Raw genomic sequence first — 17843 nt, forward strand, 5'->3', positions numbered from 1 at the left:
CTGGCTCGCACCGTCAGGCGGCAAGCGCAGCTTGCGCGGGCGTGTACGGCAGGCGCAGGCTCTCCGCGACCTGAGCGTTGGTGATCTGGCCGCGATGCACGTTGAGGCCCGCGGCGAGATGCGGATCGTTGCGGATCGCATCCAGACCGTTTGCGGCCAACGCCAAGCCGAAGGGCAATGTCGCATTGTTCAGCGCGTAGCTCGACGTCAGCGGCACGGCACCCGGCATGTTGGCGACGCAGTAATGGATCACGCCGTCGATTTCGAAGGTCGGGTCCGCATGCGTCGTCGGATGGGAGGTTTCGAAACAACCGCCCTGGTCGATTGCGACGTCGACGAGGACCGCACCGCGTTTCATCCTGGACAGCTGGGAGCGCGACACCAGGCGCGGCGCGGCCGCGCCGGGGATGAGCACCGCACCAATGACGACATCCGCGGCGAGGACCTCTTCCTCGATCGCATGGAGCGTGGAATAGCGTGTCCGCGCCCTGCCGCCGAAGTGCTCGTCGAGCTGCCTGAGCCGCGGCAGGGACCGGTCCAGAATCACCAGATCCGCTCCCAGGCCCGCCGCCATGCGCGCCGCGTGAGTGCCGACGACACCGCCTCCGATGATCGCAATGCGCGCCGGAGGCACCCCCGGCACACCGCCGATCAGCACGCCGCGCCCCCCAGCATGCCGCTGCAGGCAGGCCCCTGCAGCCTCGATCGAAAGCCGGCCTGCCACTTCGCTCATGGGCGCCAGCAATGGCAGGCCGCCGGCCTTGTCGGTCACGGTTTCGTAGGCGACTGCCGTGACCCCCGACTTCAGGAGCCCGGCCGTCTGCTCTGGATCAGGGGCGAGGTGCAGATAGGTGAACAGGATTTGTCCCTCGCGGAGCTGCACCCACTCCGACGGCTGCGGCTCCTTGACCTTCACGATCAGGTCGGCCCTCGCGAAGACTTCTGCTGCATTCGCAACGACCCTGGCGCCCGCGGCCTCATAGGCCGTGTCGGGTGCAGAAATGCCGGCTCCGGCGGTTGTCTCGACAAGGACTTCATGGCCCGCTGCGGTGTATTCGCGCACGGCTTCCGGGGTCAGCCCGACCCGGTATTCGTGGACTTTGATCTCCTTGGGTACACCGACGCGCATTGCTTCCTCCTCGTTATGGTTGGAGCTTGGCTAGTCGCGCGCCGGTGCCGGCGCGGGACTAAGAACGCGAGTGAATGGCTCTCCAGATGGTCTGCGGCGTCGCCGGCATGTCGATATGGCGCACTCCATGGGGCGAGAGTGCATCGACGATCGCATTCATCACCGAAGGCAGGGAACCGGCGCATCCGGCCTCCCCGCAGCCCTTGGCGCCGACAGGATTGGTTCGGGTCGGCACGCCCTCGCTGATGAAGGTGAAGAAGGGCACGTCCGCCGCGCGCGGCATCGCATAATCCATGTAGGAGCCGGTCATCAGCTGGCCGCTTTCGTCATAGGAGGTCATTTCGCAGATCGCCTGGCCGATGCCCTGCACGACCCCGCCATGGAGCTGCCCCTCGACGATCATCGGATTCACCAGCACCCCGAAGTCGTTGACCATAACATAGCTCGCGATCTCGACATGCCCGGTATCGGGATCGATCTCGACCTCGGCGATGTGGCAGCCATTGGGATAGGCCGAGGGCGCCGCCTTGAAGACATGGTCGACATCCAGCGCCCGCGGCAGGTCATCGGGCAAGGCTGCGCCCGCCTGCAGCTTGCGGGCGAGCTCCATGATGCCGACCGAGCGGTCGGTGCCAGCGATGCCGAAGCGGCCATCGGCGAATTCGATATCGGCGACACCGGCCTCCAGGAAGTGCGCGGCCAGCAGCTTGCCTTTCTCGATGACGAGCAGGCTCGCCTCGATGATCGCCGAGCCGCTCGCCATGATCGATTTCGAGCCACCGGTGCCGCCGCCGGCGATCAGTCGATCGCTGTCCCCCTGAACGAGGCGAATCTTCTCGAAGGGCACGCCCAGTTGGCTCGTCAGGACCTGGGCGAAGGGCGTCCAGTGTCCCTGCCCATAGTCGAGCGTCCCGGTCACGATGGTGACCGTTCCGTCCGGCTCGAAATGGATGCCGCCCATCTCGTTGGTCGGAGGGGCGGTGACTTCGAGATAGCAGCCGATCCCGCGGCCGCGCAGCTTGCCGGCCTTGCGGCTGGCGCGCTCGCGCGTCCGGTAGCCCTTCCAGTCGGCGGCCTCCAGCGCCCGCGCGAAGAGCGCCGGGAAGTCGCCGCTGTCATAGACGGTCCCGATCGGGGTCTTCCACGGCAATTGCTTCGGCGCAATCAGGTTGCGCTGCCTGAGGACAGCCCGGTCGATGCCCATTTCCCGGGCCGCGGTATCGATCAGCCGCTCCATGAAATAGTTACCCTCGGGGCGTCCGGCGCCGCGATAGGCCGCGATCGGCACGGTATTGGTGACGGCACAGCGCGTCTGCACCTCCACCAGCGGCGTGCGGTACATGCCGACGCTGTTCTTGCCGATGTTCAGCGTGGCCATCATTGGGCCGGGGGGCGAGAGATAACCGCCCATATTCCCGGTGCCGGTGAAGCGCGTCGCCAGGAACCGCCCGCGCGCATCGAGGGCGAGCTCGGCCTCGAAGATCATGTCGCGGCCGTGATGGTCGGAAACGAAGCTCTCGGACCGCTGGTCGGTCCATTTCACCGGCTTATTCAGCAGCCGCGCCGCATGTAGCAGCACGACATATTCCGGGAACACGGCCGACTTCATGCCGAAGGAGCCGCCGACATGGCCGGTCAGCAAGTGCATCCGGTCATGCGGGACACCCATCGCCGCCGCCAGGTTGTTGCGCATGCCGAAAGCGCCCTGGCTCGGGGCGTGGAGCGTGTAACGCTTCGTCTTGCGGTCATAGGTACCGATCGCGGCGCGCGGCTCGATCGGATTCACGATGATGCGGTTGTTGACGATCTGCACCCGCGTGACATGCGCGGCCTTGGCAAAGGCCGCCGCGACCTTCGCAGCGTCGCCGAAATGGTAGTCGAGGATGAGGTTGCCGGGAACCTCATCGAACAGCTGCGGCGCGTCCGGGGCAAGCGCCGCCTCCACCGAGGTGACGGCGGGCAGGATGTCGATATCCAGCGATATGGCCTCGGCGGCATCGCGCGCCTGCTGCGCCGTGCGGGCCACGACCATCGCCACGGGGTCGCCGACGAAGCGCACCTTATCCGCGGCAAGTGCCTTGCGGACCGGCTTCCTCATCGCGGTCCCGTCCCGGTTCGGCAGGTCCACCTGGCATTTCAGCGATCCGTAGTTCTGCCCCTCCAGATCATCGGCCGTGTAGACCGCGACGACACCCTTCATCGCTTTCGCAGCTTCGGTATCGATGCCGCGAATGACGCCATGCGCATGCGGGCTTCGGACGAAAGCCGCGTAGAGCTGTCCTTCCAGCGCAAGATCGTCGGTGTAGCGCCCTTGACCGCGGACCAGCGCGGCATCCTCGTTGCGCGGGACAGACTGGCCAATTCCGACGCGGCCGGTCGCGCGATCGACCCGAGACACATGCATATTCATCGCAAGGCACCACTATCGAACAGAAACCGAGGCGCTGGCTCAGGCAGATAGCTGCCTTTGCCTTCGACCTCGCGCGGCGCCACCTCATTGCGAGCGGCGGACCCGACGGCGCACAACCATATGCGTGCCGGATCGAATTGGCGCCTGGGGCTGCGGCATGGCTCCATTGACCGTGTCGGATAGCGCGGCGCGACGCGACCTGAAGCTTTGCCCTTGTGGAAGCGCCAATGACGTAACCTGATACTGCGCCGATCCGACGCACGGTCTGCAATGTTCAACTTCCACAGCATGCTGCGCCGGCAGCGATCATGTTCGCGGTTGACGAGCCTGTTCGACGCAGGAGCGCGTTTCGGAGGGCAGCCGAAGCCATTTATCGTCCGCATCGACGGACGGCATCGGCTGCGCGCGACGCAAGCAAAATTCTATACGAAAGCGCTTCTACAAATAATGATTTATGTCAAAAGAGGTTTCTTTAGAATAAAATTGCCACCGTTGATTCCGATGGCCAAATCTGCTTATCAAACGCCGCCGATAAGCCGAGCAAAACAAGAATCGTCGCCAAGGAAAAAGCGGTCCGATGAGCAATTTCTACGAGGAGCAGGTTCTCAGCGTTCATCACTGGACCGATACGCTGTTCAGCTTCACGACGACTCGCGACGCGGCATTCCGCTTCAAGAACGGCCAGTTCACGATGATCGGACTCAAGGTCGACGAGAAGCCGTTGCTGCGGGCCTACAGCGTCGCGAGCACCAACTATGACGAGTGCCTGGAATTCTTCTCGATCAAGGTACCGAACGGGCCTCTGACGTCGCGGCTCCAGAACCTCAAGGTCGGCGATCCTATCGTCGTCGGCAAGAAGGCGACGGGCACGCTCGTCCTCGACAATCTCCGTGACGGCAAGCGCCTTTTCCTGCTTGGCACCGGAACCGGCCTCGCACCCTTCCTCTCGCTGATCCGCGACCCCGAGACCTATGAGCGCTTTGAGAGCGTCGTGCTCGTGCATGGCTGCCGGCAGGTCGCGGAGCTGGCCTATGGCGAGCGGATTCAGAGCCAGTTGCCGCAGGACGAATTCCTCGGCGACATGATCCGCAAACAGCTCGTCTACTACCCGACGGTGACTCGCGAGCCGTTCCGCAATCGCGGACGCATCACCGACTTGCTGACCTCCGGCCAGCTCTTTTCAGATATCGGGCAGCCGGGCTTCGATCCACGCAATGATCGCTTCATGCTCTGCGGCTCGCCGCAATTATTGGCCGATCTGAAATCGATCTTCGCGGCGCATGGCCTGCACGAGGGCAATCACGGGGAGCCGGGCGACTACGTGATCGAAAAGGCTTTTGTCGAGAAGTAGCCGCCATGATCCGGCACATCGTATTTTTCAGCGCCAAGGCTCCGGAGAATATCGAGGCGATTCGCAGAGGCCTGTCGATCCTGACAGGCATCCCTCATGCCCTCAGGCTCGAGATTGCCGAAAATCGGAAGTCGGATCCGCTGAGTTCCGAAGTCGACATCGTCGTTTACGGCGAATTCGCGGATCACGCAGCCCTCGCGGCGTACAAGGCCCACGAGCTCTATGCCGAAGCGATAAGACGGGTGCGGCCCCTGCGTGAGTTGAGGCTTGCTGCGGATTACGTAATCGCCGAGGCGACGACGGAACCTGCGGTCGCCCGCTGAAACGCCGGCCGCGGCGCCCCTTCAAGCTTCGGGTGCCGACGGGGGCCGCTGGTCCGATGGTGGGGCCGCTTGCCCGTGACCGAAGGACTTCGATCGCGTCGCGCGTCCCTACCGACAGTGAAGGCACATGCGGTCGAACCGCAGGGGTGATCCGGCCCACGCCTTGGACGAGGCCGCATCGATTTCTGTCGGAGGCGCGCCGCGCCTCCTATGCGGCTGTGCGGTTCAGCAAGCGGCGAAAATGATCCGCCTGCTGATAGAAGCGTTCAGCTTCAACGCGATCGCCTGTCGCTTCACGCTTTCGCGCGGAGCCCATGGCGCGCTCGAAATGCGCCCGAATATCCAAATCCGCCGCTCGCCCTGCCCGATTGCGTATATCGCCAGCCGGCAGCTTGCGGTGTTGGAGGTCCATGGCTTTCTCCTCAGCCCATGATCCGCGCGACGATTTTGCGCAATTCTTCGCGCGAGAGGCCACAAGGTTCGGGCTTCCAGCTTGATGAAGCTTTCGGAGGCAATGGCTGCAAGGCCGTGACGGCTACGCGCAATTTCTTATGTTCGTATCGAGTCGTATTTTTCATATGGTTCCAGTGGCGCGCGGCTTGTCCGCGCTGCCTGTAAGGCTGCCGTGCAGAATGCAGGCAGCGGTAAGCTGCGAAACGGCGTTCGATTGTCGAAAGAGTAAAAAATCGGGCAACGCGCCTGTCGCGGCGAGGCCAGCCGAATAGCTCGGTCGATGAAACCTTCTAGTGAACCATTGTGGCCGTTTGAAGTTGCCGCAGCTGCGTCAGGGGAAATAATTCGCAGGCCTGACAGCTGCACCGTGCCGGCAGGAACCATGCAGGTTCTTCCCGATGGCAGTCATCGCGCCATCGATCGCCTCGAAAGGTCCACGCAACACGTCAACCATCCGTGGAAGCTCGTCGATGGTCAGGACGATCCAGAACTGGTCATGAGGATCGCGGACGATCGAGCAGACCGAGCGCTCCAGCAGGTCGGTGACGCCCCATCGATTGGATAGATTCGGGCGAACTGTCGTATCCATAACCACCTCCTGCTTCACGATCAGGGAGAAGTCGGTTTCGTCCGTGCGCTGCGCTTTGGCTTCGGTTGCATTGCAGCTTCGCCAGCTGCCTTGGCGTCGGCGGCCTCCTTGGCGAGCCGCTGTGCTCGCAATCTCGCCGTTCGCTCGCGAATGGCGATCTGTTCCTTGCGCAACGCGTCAAGAGCGGTTTCAGCCTCGGCGCGACGTTGCGCTGCCAGCGTCGCCCTGCTCTGGGCTCGTAGTCGGGCCTCTTCCGGCGAGATCCTGTTATCCGACATCGGCTAACTCCTTCCTGCCCGCGCGATGCCAAAAGCGCGAGCGTCATTCCCGCGCAGCGCGTTCCTGCAGTGATCGAACGGTTTCGAGCGGGGCGTTCCGAGGCCGCTCGACGCCGACCCACGACAGTTCAGCCCGTCGCGGGGCATGGCGCACACGCCCCTCTCGGCGGCTCGGCCGGGCGATGCGCTCACGTTCGGCCGCTGGGAGGCGCTCCGTATCGGCGAGCCCGGCCGTCTTCTCCGCCTGCCGCTCGGCCCCGCGCCGGACCCAGAGCGTCTCATCGCCGTTGGGGCGTGTCTCGAAGCGCTCCAACCGCGCCTGTTTGGCAGTGGTCGGGCTGGTCCGGCGATCGGCGACATTCTGCAGATCGAAGCCCAAGCCACAAACCTCGCTTATTATGCCAGCGCAGGCCGCGCCGGACGAGCGGGCCGCTCCACGCGCTTCGGAGCCGGCAGCAATCCTTCACGCTGGGCCTGCTTGCGAGCAGCCTTGCGAGCGCGGCGAATGGCTTCCGCCTTCTCGCGGGTGCGCCGTTCAGACGGCTTCTCGTATGAGCGGCGCGCCTTCATTTCACGGAACACGCCTTCGCGTTGCATCTTCTTCTTGAGAACACGGAGCGCCTGATCGACATTGTTGTCGCGGACAAGAACCTGCATTCGAACTTCCCTTCTGGTGAAAACAAAAAAGGGCCGGGTTGATCCCGACCCTCCGTGGCCATCCGTCGCTCAATCGTACGGCGCCGGTGCATCCGCGGTCGCCGCATATCTCGATTGCCGCGCCAGACGGCATCTCAGCTCACTCGGCCTGCAGGTTATCCGCAGAGACCTTCCCGGAGCGCTTGTCCTGCACCAGCTCATAGGAGACCTTCTGGCCTTCCCGGAGCGTGCGCAGCCCTGCCCGCTCGACGGCGCTGATATGGACGAAGGCATCCTGGCCGCCATCTTCCGGCTGAATGAAGCCAAAGCCCTTATCGGTGTTGAACCATTTGACTGTGCCGCTGGCCATGCTGACCTCCTGTAAAAGCGACCGCTCACACGCTGCGGAATGCAACGCATGTCTCGATTTGAGCAGGAAGTTCGTCAGCAAAGCGCGATGGTGCGCGGGGCCAATTCGTTCGGCCTAGATCGATTCCTCTAAGATGGTGTTTGGCGAGCGCATTGTCAAATGAGTGCCGATTCGCATCAGTATTCTCGGAACATTATCGGGTGACTGCCCACTCGGTCGAAAACGAGCCGGCCTCGTGGCGAGAGCGGGGCCGATCCGGACTGCCACTCGCCATCGGAGCCTCCCTGGACTGGCCGCCTGTGGAGCGGCGGGCACGCCTGGCACGCACGCTCAAGCAGCGTTGAGGCCGAACTTGGTTTGGCCGAATGCCTGTGTTTACCAATGTCAGCCCGGGCAGCTGTAGCCTTCACCAAATGCCAGGGATCAGCCGCCACCGAACCCGCGCAGCGTAGTTCGCGTAGCCTGCGAGCGCTGCCTGAAGAACTCGATCCTCCGTGATCGTGCGATAGAGCAGAAACGGCAGGCTGAAAATGGCGACGAGCGCGGCTGCGAGCCACGACCCGAGTGCTGGTCCGCTTGCCAGCAGAATCAGGATTCCGGCGGCATATCCGGGATGGCGGACGAAGGCGTAAGGGCCGGTGGTGACCACGTGGTGACCACGGTCGGTCTGGATGCGAACGACCGAGGAGAAGAAGCGGTTCACGCGCATTGCCCAAAGCGCCAGGGCGTAACCGCCCGCGACCGCGCTCAGGCAAATCGCCTGCAGCCAGCCAGGCAAGTCGTCGCTCCAATGGAATCGGCCGCGATCGAGCCCGGCAACGACCCAGTGCACGAACAGAACCAGTGAAAAGGCCCGCAGTGCGAGCGGCGGCTTGCCGCCGCCAGGCCGCATGCGTTCGCGCAGGAGGTCCGGATCGAGCGCCGCGAATGAAGCGATCACGACGACGGCAATGATTGCCAGATACGCCCAAAAGCCCGGAATGGCGACCGTACCGGCGGCGGCAAACAATGCGATGGCCGCAGCGACCACGAACAAGACGGCCTGGAGATACGCCGAGATTGGCATCCCCAATCATACCATGTCAGAGGAGACGAAATACCGCTGCGCATGATCCGCCCGTCACCGCGGCCCTACCGGCGCATAGGCCAACGCCCGCGTTTCGCGCACTCCTTCAGCCGAAGGAAGGCACGTCGCGGACCGACCGTTCAAGCCACGTCGTGACAATGGCTCGCACGCTGCTCGACATAGCTGCGGCGTGTCTCGGCCGTGTTCGGAAGGCCGGCCTCCGCGAGCCACGCCAGAAACTCGGCTGGCCGAACGGTAACGATTTCCAGCGCCCGGCCTCTTGCGAGCCACGCATTCATGACGGCGACGGCATTCCGATGCCAGGTCTCGTAATCGGAAGGCATCTCGTCACGATCGTGGGCGAGTTCCCAAAGCTGCTGGAAATCCTCCGGCTCGTACCAAGGCATGGCCACGGTGTACGCCTCGATTGTCGGTTTCATGGGCTCGCCAGTCAGTGATTAGGGGGCCGCAAGCGAGCGCGCAGAAATTCTGCGCATACTGCCCTCCCCCAAACGTACGGCAGAAACCTGCGGAAATCAACAAAAATCAAATATATTCAACAGCTTAATGACAGATAGCGGCGCTTCTTTAGCAACAGTGTCAGGTCGGCTCTCTTGAAACAAAATCGCTTCATGGGCATTCTACCTATAATGAGGCAACAGCAGCAAATGAGTAAGTCTGATGTCTGAGAGCACCGCGAAGGGCAATGATCTCGCGCGAGGCGAGCGCTTGCAGATCATGGTCGATAGCGAGGAACTCGCAGCCCTCGAGGATTTTCGGTTCAATAACCGAATGCCGAGTCGCGCAGCCGCTGTCCGCGAGCTGCTTCGTCGCGGCCTGGCCGCGACGGGGTACCGGCTGGATGAAAAGCGAGGGTCCTCCAGCGAATATGGGGTGACCCGTGGCTATGATGTGAATGGCGCTGACGAAGGCGCCGGCTGACGCTCCTCTCGGCGACATGAGCTGCTCGATCGCCGCCATTCTCAGAAGCTGTCGGCAGCCCCCTCGTGCGGCGACGGCTAACCACCCGGCCCGAGGAGCGCGAAGCCGGTGATCACAAAGCCCCCCGGCCACAGCGAAAATCGACGTCTGGCCGCGAAAGGCGCATCGGCGTGACTTTTGCCGCCGGAGGTGCCTGACACCGAACATCCGATAGCTGCGCCGCTCAGGAAAGGCCAACCGCGTTCCTTGCGGTGTTTGCATCCATTCTTGCGCGTCGGGGGATCTGGGGACTGGGCTGGACGGCCCTTTTCGGGCCCTTCCGTCAGCGGCTGTCAGCGCGACGCGGCGATCAACTTCGACACGTAGACGAACGACAGCCGCCTCGCCGTGGTGTCGCTTGATGTGTTGGCCCGCCCTGTCACGCCGAGCGCTTCTTGCGGTCATCCTTGCGCTTGTCCTGCTCGACTGCCGCCTTAGTGGACCGTGCGATCGTCGCTATTGCCAAAGGTGGCTTGCCGGACCGCTCGGATATCGCGCGATCCTGCTCCATAATCGTCGTTCGCGCGGGCTCGTCGCCGTCCAGGCCACCGAGCAAGGATGTGGGCACGCGCCGGTTGGAGGTTCTCGATCCGTCTTCGTAAACGACATCGAACATCGTGAACTCGGTGTCGAGAGCTTTGGATTTTGTACGTTTAGACATTTTCGCCTTCTTGGCCCGCAGCTTGCCGAATGCTCACAGGCCCCTGGAATCCGCCCGCTGCCGCTGGAAGTGGTAAGATGCACGAGCATAGGGCATGCGCCAGGAGATCAACGGACAGCGAGCCTTATTTTTGCGCCGTGACGCAAATGGCCGGGCAGCGGCCGATTGTCCAGTCACCCGATTGAAATTCAATCGATTAGCGGCAGAGAGCGGCGGATCATGCGGGAAATAGTTCGAACTTTCCTGACGCTTCCCATCCGCATTTTTCAGGCTCCGGCTGACGGGAATGAGCAACTCAACCAGTTCATTTTCGCGTTTCCGGCGGTCGCCGTAATCCCCGCGAAGGCCGAGAGGCTCTTCAGACCCAAGTTTCGGCATGCTGCTCGGGCCTCATCGCCCCCTCGATTTCAGGCTGAGGGGCATCGCGATCCAACAGACGGGTTCCGATCGCCGTGGCTCACGTCCATGGGTCAGTTCGGCCGTGTAGAGTCCGTTGATCGCCTCGGCGACAGCGTTGTCATAGCCGTCGCCGACGCAGCGCAGGCACCGCAGCTTCAGCCGGGCAGCCATTGAAATCGGCGTCAGCGCCTCCGCGTTGAGCCACGCGCTCAAGGGCCTGGAGGGCAGGCTCGGCGTCAGGCTTCTGAACCGGACCACCAAGAGCGTGACCCTAACCGCTGCCGGTGAGGTCCTCGCGGCAGCGATCGGCGAGCCAGCAATCGCATGGTGGATGTGACGGACGCGGGCTTCGATGCCGGCATCCGCTATGGCGGCACAGTGCCGGAGGATATGATCGCGCAGCGGCTGTCGGCCGATATCCGCTGGGTGGTCGCGGGCTCGCCCGATTACCTCGACCGCTTCGGCACTCCGGAGCATCCCGACGATCTGCACCGGCACCGATGCATCAGCAACCGGCTCGGTGACGATCGGGTCTATCGATGGGAGTTCGAGCGCCGCGGCGAGGATCTGCAGGTGGCGGTGCCGACATCGATCACGGTCGACCAGGCGGAAACGGGTCTCGTGGCGATCCTCGGAGGGCTAGGCCTGATGTATTTCCCCGAGCCGCTCATCGCTCCGCATCTCGCGGACGGACGGCTGCGCCCAGTGCTCTCGGACTGGGCTGCTCGCGGAGCAGGATTTCACATCTATTATTCGAGCCGCCGTCAGGTCCCGACAGGACTGCGCCTTCTGATCGACCTCATTCGAGAGTTGCAACCCATGGGGTTGTAAAATGCCGGGATTTGTCCGTCATCATCTTGCTTCGTCGGATGATCAGCTCAAGACATCGATGGGGGCGCTTTTCGGATCGAACTACCTGCCTGGAAACAGGGTCGATACGCTGGTCAACGGTATCCAGATCTCACCTCCCTCGGCGCAGACTCGCTGCCATTTTCGGGGTGGTATCTCTATCGCCCGACCGGCGCCCGATTGGGCAGCCGCTCGCTCAACGCTTCAGCTGAGCGCAGCTTGAAACTGCACTGGCGCGTTTCAGCTCCCTAAGAGCTGGCTCGGGAAAATTGGACAGGCCGGATGAGTGGAGTTTCTGCCTGAAGGCGGCACGATGGCCGCGACAGGAGAGACATGGCGAAACGACCGCGGCGGAACCACACGCCGGCCTTCAAGGCAAAGGTGGCCCTTGCAGTCCTGAGGGGCGAGAAGACGATTGTCGAGCTGGCACAGCAGTTCGACGTGCACCCGAACCAGATCACGCAGTGGCGCAATCAGCTTCTCGATGGGGCAGCAGGCGTCTTCGATGGCGAGGCGAAGACCGCAGCGCCGGCGCCGGCGGTCGACGTAAAGACGCTGCACGCAAAGATTGGAGAGCTGACGCTGGAGAATGATTTTTTGTCCGGCGCGCTCGGGAAGGCCGGCCTTCTGAGCGCAAAGCGATGATCGACCGTCATCACGATCTGCCGCTCAGTCGACAGGCGAAGGTTCTCGGGATCAGCCGGGGCAGCATCTACTACCTGCATCGCGCAGTCTCTGGCGCCGATCTCGCTCTGATGCGCCGGATCGACGCCCTGCACCTGGAGTATCCCTTAGCCGGCAGCCGCATGTTGCAGGGCCTTCTGAGTCTCCATTTCGCCGCGCTCTCTATCGTGCCGGTAGAGACGGAAGTTGGAATTTACGGGCCACCTCAATGCTCCCCGCTCCTGCCATCGGCCCGCTTCGCCTTGCGCACCCAAGCGCCGCCGCCGTTCTCGGGGATGTATTCGACCCCGGCTTCAAGCGCTGACCGAATTGCCTCCACCGTTCGACCTTGAGGCCCAGCGGACCAAGCTTATCTTCCAGCCGCTTTATCGAAGGCAGCAAGACTTTCGAGGCTTCGGCGAAATCCTACGCTAAGGCTTTTGGCGTCGAGGGATTCGCGCGTTTCTTATCGCGATGTAGATTGGCAACTGGGAACTTCCTCTGATAGACGAAATTTCCGACGCCATCCCACAATTTTGCCGACCAGGTCGATGGCAATTGCGCAACCCCGACATGGCGCTGGCCGCAACGAGCATGGTCCCATGTTCCGCATCGACGACCGGATCGATACTGAGACGCAACGCTCCATAGGCGCCAGTGCCCTCAATGCCAAATCTGCGTTGTTCCCCTCCCCAGCGCTAACGTGATCGACAGGTGTATGATTCAGGGCGCGCGATGCGAAGGCCGCAGTTGCAATGACATTGACGCCTTCGGCACGGCTAACGACGGATCGCGCGTCGTCGACCTTCCCCGAGGCGACCGGATTCGACGTTGTGCAGGCCAGTATCGAGACCACAGCTCCGGGATCGATTGCAATGGCGGAGAGCGCGTCTACGCCGCCGATCGCACCCGGCAGCAATCGCGGGCGATGCGTCTGCCGCGAAACCTCGCGTAGATCCCGTTCGAGTTCTGCAGAGACGAGGGCCGCAGCTCCAACGGTCCAAACATCAGCGAGCCGGAGAAGGTCGGCTCCATAATCCTTGATTGCGCTTGGCCCAGTGAAGTCAATTAGAAGGCCCGGCCCTAATGCTCCAAGGCAGGCAAGCGTCTCGACAACTGGAAATCGCCGCTCGTCTGATGTTGCGGCATTTCGCTTCAGGGCACCGACGATTTCCCAGCGCCCATTGTCTTCAGCCGTTCGCAGGCTCAAAAACGTCCGAGTGATACGACCGAGACCGACAAGATCTACACGAAGCTTCGTCCTATCCTTGCGCTCCGAGGCATGTTCCCCAGCGGCGCGACACGCCGCCGGATACCCACTTTGGCCGATCGCCCAAAAACCGTCTCGGCTATTTCTCGAATGCGGGGTCGATCGGGACGCGATAGCCATTGACCAACCGGTTCGTCTCGTTCGCCATGCCAACGACGGCGAGGAGCTCGTGGTACTGCTCCGGCGTCATTCCTGCCTTGGCCGCCGCAGCACTATGGCTCGCGATGCAGTAGCCGCAGTTATTGGTCACGCTGACCGCGACATAGATCATTTCCTTGACGAGGGCGTCGAGTGCGCCCGGCGCCATGACCTCGCGGACGCTCTCCCAGGTCCGCCGCAGGGTCTTCTCGTCATTGGCAAGGTATTTCCAAAAATTGTTGACGTCGTCGAGTTTCCGAGCGGTCTTTATTTCGTCGTAGACGGCTTTGACTGCATCGCTGGCTTCGTTGTACTCGATCGCTCTGGGGCGAGGCATCGGCTTTCTCCTCGGGCTGTGTCTGAAATGTCGGGCGTCGGTCAAGCGGCGGCGACGACCATGATCTCCACCAGAATATCGGGGTAGGCCATGTCGCCGGTAACGCAGGCGCGCGCCGGCGCATGATCGGGATCGACCCAACCGTCCCAGACCTCGTTCATGGCCTTGTAGTCGTCCATCGACTTCAGCCAGACGATGCTCGACAGCACCTTCGTACGGTCGCTGCCGCAACGTGCGAGCATGTCGTCGACCTTCGCGAGCGCCTGTGTGGTCTGTCCGGCTACGGAGAGGGAACGGTCATCCGCGACCTGCCCTGCCAGGTAGACCGTTCCGTTGTGCACGACGGCGCGGCTGCGGCGCCCATTCGAATCGGCTCTCGTGATCGGCATGGAAATCTCCGCGCAGGTTGCGTCGTTACGAACGGTTGACGATCAGGGGAGGATCGAAAGCGGTCACGGGCGGCAGTTCGCCTTCGTAGCGCTCGATCTCGACGAGACAGGATTGTGCACTCGGCCCCTGGCCTAGACGCGACGTGCCCAGATCATGCGTCAGGACATTGGGATTGCCGTGCTTTTCGAGGACCCCGGCCTTGCCGGGCATCACCGGGTCGTACCAGGCACCGGTGGCGAGCTGCAGGACGCCGGGACGAACCGCGTCGCACAGGACGGCCGCCGCAAGGCAGGCGCCGCGCTCGTTGAAAAGGCGGACGATGTCGCCGTCGCCGATCCGCCGCGTCGCAGCATCGGCTGGATGGATCCGGACGGGCTCACGGCCGCGTATCTTGGCAGCCCGGGAATGCACCCCCTGGTCGTACTGGCTGTGGAGCTTGGTCTTGGGCTGATTCGAGATCAGATGCAGGGGGAACTGCCTCGCCTTGGAGGCCCCGAGCCATTCCCTGGGTTCGAGCCAGGCGGGATGGCCGGGGCAATCGTCGTAGCCGAAGGAAGCGATCCGGTCAGACCAGATCTCGATCCTGCCGGAGGGCGTCGGCAAGGCGTTCCCGACCGGGTCCCGCCGGAATTCCTCGAACAGGGTCGGCTGCTGCTCCGGCTCGGGAAAGAGCAGCGCCCCTTCCTCCCAGAAGGTCTCGAAATCGGGCACGTTGAAACCCAGCGCCGAGAGGCGCTCCTGCGCCTTCTCGTAGAGGGATCGGAGCCAGTCCTCCTCGCCCCGCCCCTCGGAGAAGACCGCCGCCGCGTCGAGTTCGGCAGCCAGCGCGCCAAAGATGTCGTAATCGTTCCGCGCTTGCCCAAAGGGCGCACTGACCCGATGCGAAGCGGCAATCAGCCGGTCGCGGCTGGAACAGACGATGTCATTGCGCTCCAGCTGGGTGGTCACCGGCAGCACGATGTCGGCATGGCGTGCGAGCGGGTTCCACCAGCTCTCGTGGACGATCGTCACTTCCGGTCGCTTCCACGCTTGGAGGAAGCGATTGAGGTTCTGCTGGTGATGGAAGGGATTTCCGCCGGCCCAATAGACGAGGCGGATATCGGGGTAGCTCCGGTCTTGCCCGTTGAACTGATAGCTGCCGCCCGGCTTCAGCAGCAGGTCGGATATCCGCGCCACAGGGATGTAGTCGTCGACTGCATTGATCCCCTGCCCGAATGACGGCCAGGACAGGTCGAGTGTCGGGTTGCCGATGCCGTTGACCGAGCCGTAGCCGATGCCGAAACCGCCACCGGGCAGACCGATCTGGCCCAGCATCGCGGCCAGTGTGATCGCCATCCAGCAGGGCTGCTCGCCATGATCCGCCCGTTGCACGGCCCAGGCCAGCATGATCATGGTCCGCTGCGCCGCCATCTTGCGTGCGAGCCCCCTGATGGCCTCCGCCTCGATCCCGCAGATCGCGGCCGCCCACTCCGCCGTCTTCGCGATGCCGTCACTCTCGCCCGCGAGATAGGGCAGGAACCTGTCGAAGCCGGTGGTGCAGCGCGCAAGGAAAGCCTTGTCGTGCAACCCTTCGCTCCACAGCGTGTGGGCGAGACCCAACATCAGCGCCGTATCGGTGTTGGGCGCGATCGGAAGCCAGGTGGCGCCGAAGCGCTCCTCGACATCGTCCCGGATCGGCGTGACCGATATGAGCTCGCCCCCGGCTGCCCTGAAAGTCTCGAGGCTTTCGGCCAGGATATGACGGCCTATCCCGCCGGAACTCACCTGGGAATTCTTAAGCGGCAGGCCGCCGAACATCACCAGCAACCGGGCGTGGCGGACAATAACGGGCCATGAGGTATGCTCGGTGACGAGCCCGCGGCGGTCGCCGACGACATGCGGCACGATCGCGTCGGCGGCGGCGTAGCTGTAGTTGCCGACGGAGCGCGTATAGCCGCCGATAGCGTTCAGGAATCGATGGATCTGGCTCTGCGCATGATGGAAGCGCCCCGCGCTCGCCCAGCCATAGGAGCCGCCGAAGATGGAGCGGTTGCCATGCTCCTTGCGAACCCGGTCGAGCTCGCCGGCCGCGATGGCGATGGCCTCGGACCAGTCCACGGCGACGAAAGGCTCGGCGCCGCGGCCAGCCCCCGTCGCCCGAAAGCCCTTCTCGAGGAATGAGGCGCGGATCATCGGGCGTTCGATCCGGGTCGGATCGTCCAACGCTCCGATCATTGACCCGGCAATGGGAGACGGCGCCGGATCCTGCTCGAAGCCCTCGAGCTCGGCGGGACGCCCCTCGGACATCCGCACTCGATAGGTGCCCCAATGCGTGGCGACGGTCGGTCGTGCGGGTGTCTTCAACATCATCGTCGCCAGGGCTTTGGAGGTCGGCGTTTGGTCAGGCGGACCTCGCCAGATCGGCGGGCTTCGCCTCGGTCCGATCGACGGCGTCAGGCGAAACCATGCGCCAGGCGAAGCCGAGATGCTCCGAGACCAATCGAGCCAACAGGGGGCCATTCCGGTCGAGGAAAGCCTGGGCAATGGGCTCATGCTCGTTGAAGGCTTTCGCCCAGTTCTCCGCCTGCAGGACGCCGAGATAACGCGTGCGATAGAGGCGGAGGTTGAGCTGCGCGTGCATCTCGATCAGCACGGGATTGTGGGAGGCCGCAGCGATCGCGAGATGGAAGGCCTGGTTGGCATCAAAATAGGCGTAGCGGTCGCTGACGCGGTAAGCCTCCGCCATGGTCTCCAGATGCCGACGGATTGCCTCGTCATCCTGCTGCGTCGCCTGGTCGCAAGCGAGTTCGGCGGCGAAGACGTCGAGGCGAACGTAGACCTGCAGGAGATGGCGGATCTCGTCGTCCGACAGCGCCGCCACAACGGCGCCGCGGTTCGGGATAATCTCGATCAGCCCTTGCGTCGCCAGGATCTGCAGGGCCTCGCGCAACGGGGTTCGCGAAATCCCGAACTGGTCGGTGAGCGCCTTCTCCCGGATCCATTCGCCCGGCTTGATGTTGTCATGGATGATCTCAGACCGGATGTGATCTGAGATCTGCTGGGTTAGCGATTTGGGCGCCACGATCGCCGCGGCCCGCCGGGCCCCGACCGCCGTCACAGCACCTCCCGGCATCGCCGGCTTGTTCATGCCCGTCTCCTCATTGAGTCGCTTTCCACATTGCGAATGTGGGTGCGACGCAAATTTGATGTTGTAAACCTACATGCCTTGCGTATTGTCGACAACATGAAATCGACAATGACCTCGTGATGGAGTCGATGGCCGCATCCTCGCTCCTCAGCCGAAGGACAGTGGCGGAGCCAATTTCGTCCGCCTCGGACTCGGGCCGGCGCGATAGGCGGCTCGATCGACGTCCTCTTGCACCGCATATCGAACCCCGCATGCGATGCAGCGGCCGGGACATAGCGGCGGTCGTTCCCAGGATTCAACTTGCCGGTGTTGGCATGCCGCCAATCGGGACAGCCACCCTCTCGCTAAACTTTTCCTACCCCAGCTCTGATGAGCGTATCACTTTCCTGAAAGCGCCCGGACATAACGTATTCATAGATTATT

At 63.1% G+C, this 17843-nt stretch carries 19 protein-coding genes and 1 pseudogene; 6 read left to right on the forward strand and 14 right to left on the reverse strand.

Going from position 1 to position 17843, the window contains the following annotated elements; genetic code table 11:
• Positions 1-13 precede the first annotated feature (13 nt).
• On the reverse strand, positions 14-1129 hold the full coding sequence (gene ald / locus AC1DE3_RS15985; protein ID WP_441510587.1) for an alanine dehydrogenase: 1116 nt from the start codon (positions 1127-1129) through the stop codon (positions 14-16).
• A gap of 58 nt (positions 1130-1187) precedes the next feature.
• A complete protein-coding gene (locus AC1DE3_RS15990; protein ID WP_441510718.1) occupies positions 1188-3533 on the reverse strand; it encodes a xanthine dehydrogenase family protein molybdopterin-binding subunit in 2346 nt (781 codons plus the stop codon).
• A 583-nt stretch (positions 3534-4116) separates the two neighbouring features.
• On the opposite strand from AC1DE3_RS15990, the gene AC1DE3_RS15995 reads away from it, so the two are divergent.
• The gene (locus tag AC1DE3_RS15995) at positions 4117-4890 is read left to right on the forward strand and encodes a ferredoxin--NADP reductase (RefSeq protein ID WP_441510588.1); all 774 of its coding nucleotides are present in this window, start codon (positions 4117-4119) and stop codon (positions 4888-4890) included.
• A 5-nt stretch (positions 4891-4895) separates the two neighbouring features.
• A complete protein-coding gene (locus AC1DE3_RS16000; protein WP_441510589.1) occupies positions 4896-5213 on the forward strand; it encodes a Dabb family protein in 318 nt (105 codons plus the stop codon).
• 208 nt (positions 5214-5421) lie between these two features.
• Here the strand turns inward: AC1DE3_RS16000 and AC1DE3_RS16005 are convergent, their stop codons facing one another.
• The 7 genes from AC1DE3_RS16005 to AC1DE3_RS16035 form a co-directional block, all read right to left on the reverse strand.
• Positions 5422-5625, reverse strand: a complete 204-nt coding sequence (locus AC1DE3_RS16005; RefSeq protein ID WP_441510590.1) for a DUF4167 domain-containing protein — start codon at positions 5623-5625, stop codon at positions 5422-5424.
• A 372-nt stretch (positions 5626-5997) separates the two neighbouring features.
• Entirely contained in the window at positions 5998-6255 is a 258-nt protein-coding gene (locus AC1DE3_RS16010; protein ID WP_441510591.1) for a hypothetical protein, read from the reverse strand.
• A 321-nt stretch (positions 6256-6576) separates the two neighbouring features.
• Positions 6577-6912, reverse strand: coding sequence for a hypothetical protein (locus AC1DE3_RS16015; RefSeq protein WP_441510592.1), 336 nt, complete (start codon positions 6910-6912; stop codon positions 6577-6579).
• Positions 6913-6929: 17 nt separating this feature from the next.
• Positions 6930-7190 carry a 30S ribosomal protein S21 gene (gene rpsU, locus AC1DE3_RS16020; protein ID WP_441510593.1) on the reverse strand — a complete coding sequence of 87 codons (261 nt, stop codon included), beginning with the start codon at positions 7188-7190 and terminating at the stop codon, positions 6930-6932.
• Between the two features lie 139 nt (positions 7191-7329).
• The gene (locus tag AC1DE3_RS16025; protein WP_441468576.1) at positions 7330-7539 is read right to left on the reverse strand and encodes a cold-shock protein; all 210 of its coding nucleotides are present in this window, start codon (positions 7537-7539) and stop codon (positions 7330-7332) included.
• A 406-nt stretch (positions 7540-7945) separates the two neighbouring features.
• Positions 7946-8569 (reverse strand): methyltransferase family protein, encoded by a 624-nt coding sequence (locus tag AC1DE3_RS16030; RefSeq protein ID WP_441510719.1) that lies wholly within the window; start codon positions 8567-8569, stop codon positions 7946-7948.
• Between the two features lie 176 nt (positions 8570-8745).
• A complete protein-coding gene (locus tag AC1DE3_RS16035) occupies positions 8746-9045 on the reverse strand; it encodes a hypothetical protein (protein WP_441510594.1) in 300 nt (99 codons plus the stop codon).
• A 241-nt stretch (positions 9046-9286) separates the two neighbouring features.
• Here AC1DE3_RS16035 and AC1DE3_RS16040 point away from each other — a divergent pair, with 241 nt between their 5' ends.
• Positions 9287-9547 carry a hypothetical protein gene (locus AC1DE3_RS16040; RefSeq protein WP_441510595.1) on the forward strand — a complete coding sequence of 87 codons (261 nt, stop codon included), beginning with the start codon at positions 9287-9289 and terminating at the stop codon, positions 9545-9547.
• Between the two features lie 418 nt (positions 9548-9965).
• On the opposite strand, the gene AC1DE3_RS16045 is transcribed toward AC1DE3_RS16040, so the two are convergent.
• Complete coding sequence (locus AC1DE3_RS16045) at positions 9966-10247, reverse strand: hypothetical protein (protein WP_441510596.1); 282 nt, start codon at positions 10245-10247, stop codon at positions 9966-9968.
• Positions 10248-10842: 595 nt separating this feature from the next.
• Between AC1DE3_RS16045 and AC1DE3_RS16050 the strand changes: the two genes are divergently transcribed.
• From AC1DE3_RS16050 to AC1DE3_RS16060, 3 genes and pseudogenes are all read left to right on the forward strand, one after another.
• A complete protein-coding gene (locus tag AC1DE3_RS16050; protein WP_441510597.1) occupies positions 10843-10983 on the forward strand; it encodes a LysR family transcriptional regulator in 141 nt (46 codons plus the stop codon).
• Positions 10971-11477, forward strand: coding sequence for a LysR substrate-binding domain-containing protein (locus AC1DE3_RS16055; protein ID WP_476779922.1), 507 nt, complete (start codon positions 10971-10973; stop codon positions 11475-11477). Before AC1DE3_RS16050 ends, AC1DE3_RS16055 begins: the two co-directional genes overlap by 13 nt.
• Before the next feature lie 351 nt (positions 11478-11828).
• Positions 11829-12319: pseudogene (locus AC1DE3_RS16060) on the forward strand (transposase); the annotation flags it as partial.
• A 1188-nt stretch (positions 12320-13507) separates the two neighbouring features.
• On the opposite strand, the gene AC1DE3_RS16065 reads toward AC1DE3_RS16060, so the two are convergent.
• Genes AC1DE3_RS16065 through AC1DE3_RS16080 form a run of 4 tightly spaced genes read right to left on the reverse strand, consistent with a single transcriptional unit; the run spans position 13508 to position 17420 of the window.
• Positions 13508-13903, reverse strand: a complete 396-nt coding sequence (locus AC1DE3_RS16065) for a carboxymuconolactone decarboxylase family protein (protein ID WP_476779923.1) — start codon at positions 13901-13903, stop codon at positions 13508-13510.
• Between the two features lie 41 nt (positions 13904-13944).
• Complete coding sequence (locus tag AC1DE3_RS16070) at positions 13945-14292, reverse strand: RidA family protein (RefSeq protein WP_476795157.1); 348 nt, start codon at positions 14290-14292, stop codon at positions 13945-13947.
• A gap of 25 nt (positions 14293-14317) precedes the next feature.
• Positions 14318-16639, reverse strand: coding sequence for a molybdopterin-dependent oxidoreductase (locus tag AC1DE3_RS16075; RefSeq protein ID WP_476779925.1), 2322 nt, complete (start codon positions 16637-16639; stop codon positions 14318-14320).
• A gap of 34 nt (positions 16640-16673) precedes the next feature.
• Positions 16674-17420 carry a GntR family transcriptional regulator gene (locus AC1DE3_RS16080; RefSeq protein ID WP_441510602.1) on the reverse strand — a complete coding sequence of 249 codons (747 nt, stop codon included), beginning with the start codon at positions 17418-17420 and terminating at the stop codon, positions 16674-16676.
• Positions 17421-17843: the final 423 nt, after the last annotated feature.

The sequence above is a fragment of the Allobosea sp. 10L417 genome (assembly GCF_056395485.1).

Coding starts and splice junctions, on each gene's coding strand:
- AC1DE3_RS16025 (WP_441468576.1), bottom strand. CDS start 7,539: ATGGCCAGCGGCACAGTCAAATGGTTCAACACCGATAAGGGCTTTGGC.
- AC1DE3_RS16000 (WP_441510589.1), top strand. CDS start 4,896: ATGATCCGGCACATCGTATTTTTCAGCGCCAAGGCTCCGGAGAATATC.
- AC1DE3_RS16065 (WP_476779923.1), bottom strand. CDS start 13,903: ATGCCTCGCCCCAGAGCGATCGAGTACAACGAAGCCAGCGATGCAGTC.
- AC1DE3_RS16040 (WP_441510595.1), top strand. CDS start 9,287: ATGTCTGAGAGCACCGCGAAGGGCAATGATCTCGCGCGAGGCGAGCGC.
- AC1DE3_RS16005 (WP_441510590.1), bottom strand. CDS start 5,625: ATGGACCTCCAACACCGCAAGCTGCCGGCTGGCGATATACGCAATCGG.
- AC1DE3_RS16010 (WP_441510591.1), bottom strand. CDS start 6,255: ATGGATACGACAGTTCGCCCGAATCTATCCAATCGATGGGGCGTCACC.
- AC1DE3_RS15990 (WP_441510718.1), bottom strand. CDS start 3,533: ATGCATGTGTCTCGGGTCGATCGCGCGACCGGCCGCGTCGGAATTGGC.
- AC1DE3_RS16055 (WP_476779922.1), top strand. CDS start 10,971: ATGGTGGATGTGACGGACGCGGGCTTCGATGCCGGCATCCGCTATGGC.
- AC1DE3_RS16070 (WP_476795157.1), bottom strand. CDS start 14,292: ATGCCGATCACGAGAGCCGATTCGAATGGGCGCCGCAGCCGCGCCGTC.
- AC1DE3_RS16035 (WP_441510594.1), bottom strand. CDS start 9,045: ATGAAACCGACAATCGAGGCGTACACCGTGGCCATGCCTTGGTACGAG.
- AC1DE3_RS16045 (WP_441510596.1), bottom strand. CDS start 10,247: ATGTCTAAACGTACAAAATCCAAAGCTCTCGACACCGAGTTCACGATG.
- ald (WP_441510587.1), bottom strand. CDS start 1,129: ATGCGCGTCGGTGTACCCAAGGAGATCAAAGTCCACGAATACCGGGTC.
- rpsU (WP_441510593.1), bottom strand. CDS start 7,190: ATGCAGGTTCTTGTCCGCGACAACAATGTCGATCAGGCGCTCCGTGTT.
- AC1DE3_RS16075 (WP_476779925.1), bottom strand. CDS start 16,639: ATGTTGAAGACACCCGCACGACCGACCGTCGCCACGCATTGGGGCACC.
- AC1DE3_RS15995 (WP_441510588.1), top strand. CDS start 4,117: ATGAGCAATTTCTACGAGGAGCAGGTTCTCAGCGTTCATCACTGGACC.
- AC1DE3_RS16080 (WP_441510602.1), bottom strand. CDS start 17,420: ATGAACAAGCCGGCGATGCCGGGAGGTGCTGTGACGGCGGTCGGGGCC.